Origin of the sequence: Staphylococcus sp. HMSC061G12 (assembly GCF_001838465.1) — a bacterium.
Classification (GTDB): Bacteria; Bacillota; Bacilli; order Staphylococcales; family Staphylococcaceae; genus Staphylococcus; species Staphylococcus simulans.
In genome coordinates this window covers 1-1,570 of sequence record NZ_KV837091.1, presented here as the reverse complement: position 1 = coordinate 1,570, position 1,570 = coordinate 1, and the positions used below count along the sequence as shown (strand labels likewise).

The 1,570-nt window shown below is 31.9% G+C and carries 2 protein-coding genes; both read right to left on the bottom strand.

Translation table 11 applies throughout. The features are described from left to right. On the bottom strand, positions 1-1,304 hold a 1,304-nt coding region (locus HMPREF2937_RS07980; RefSeq protein WP_070864358.1), incomplete at its 3' end, for a Mu transposase C-terminal domain-containing protein. Beyond that, a partial coding sequence (locus HMPREF2937_RS07975; RefSeq protein WP_142351416.1) for a recombinase family protein occupies positions 1,276-1,570 on the bottom strand: 295 nt, incomplete at its 5' end. The genes HMPREF2937_RS07980 and HMPREF2937_RS07975, both read right to left, overlap by 29 nt.

Below are 1,570 nucleotides of genomic sequence, written 5' to 3'. Positions count from 1 at the left end.
CTACGTGCGTGTTGTATATCTTTTATATCAATTGAATAATCAGCTAAATCAGGAGATATTGCTGTACAAAGAAATTCATCTCTATAAAAAACACGTATTTCAGCCATATCATTGGGATTGTAACGAATTAATACATACTCACCTACATAAGCAGCTAGGTTTGTATTACTGTATCTAAAGCCTTGAAAATGAATGCCATCTGAATGAATTTTTCTAGATTTAGGTATTTCTAATAATAATAAATCAAGTTGTTCTAAACTGCTTGGCATATTAGGGAAAAAATGATTACTGTTCCACCGATTGATAGGAGTGCTCTGGATAACACTATGCTCTTTTTGATTATAATCTTCAATTAAAAAGTATCGTAATTTTTCTTCGAAATTTTGAAAATCTATTAAATCGCTAGGAGTATCATTATTGTTTATATATCCAGGAAGTTGCTCTAAGAAAGTTTGGTTAACTGTCTGAAAAAAACGTTCTATTTTCCCGCGACCACGAGGGACACCAACTTTTGAAAACATCAAGTTAATTTTCAAATCAATAGCGACTTGTTCCATGTGATGCGAGGTAAAGTCACTCCCGTGATCTGTGTAGAATTTTTCGGGTATACCACATACTGGCCAATTGGTATTATTCTTATTCCATATTGCTTGGTGTAGTGTTAATGCTGTATTTTGAGCATTAGGAGCTTCAAAACTTATAAAGTATCCTGCAATTGCGCGACTATAGTCATCCATAATAATGGTTAGCCAGGGTCTATTAATATTACCTGTTTGATCTAATATATAAATATCTAGCAAAGTATGGTCGGCTTGCCATATTTCATTGGGTCTTGAGGATTCTCTTATTTGTATTAAATCGTACTTATTTTGATAGTATTTTTCACCTTGGTGAGAGAAATCAATAACAGACTTAGGCATTGCTTTAATAATACTATAAACTTGTTTGTAGCTTGGTTTATCAAAATTATTTTCTATACAATAATTAACGATTTTCCTATGAATTGTAGCAATACTATTTCTTTTATTCTTGAGTGAAAGGCGTTTAATCTCGTCAATTATGTTTTGTTCTAATTTATGATCACCTTTATCAACTCTTGTATTATGAATTAGACCAGTAAGCCCTTCTTCCTTATATAATTTATTCCACCTATAAAGTGTACTTAATGCAATGTCCTTATTTTTAGAAATACTTGATAAAGATTGATTTCCCAAGATAAAAGGTTTTATTATATTGTACTTTTGAGTAGCTTCTTTACGTTTGGCTTCAGAAAAATTAGTTAGATACTTCTCCTTGTTTTTCATCTTCCTTGTCCTCCAATTTATTGAGGTAACGATAAATAGTTGTACGTGAAACTTGCCATTGTTCTGCTATTGTTTTAATGGGTGTGCCATTATCATAAAGCGTCTTAAGTAAATTCAAATCTTGTTTATTTAATTTTTCAGGCCTCCCTCCATATCTTCCTCTTGCACGTGCCGCAATTCGGCCAGCTGAAGAACGTTCTAAAATTAAATTACGTTCAAATTCTGCAAATGCTGCGAATAAATGAAATAATAATTGTCCTGTAGAA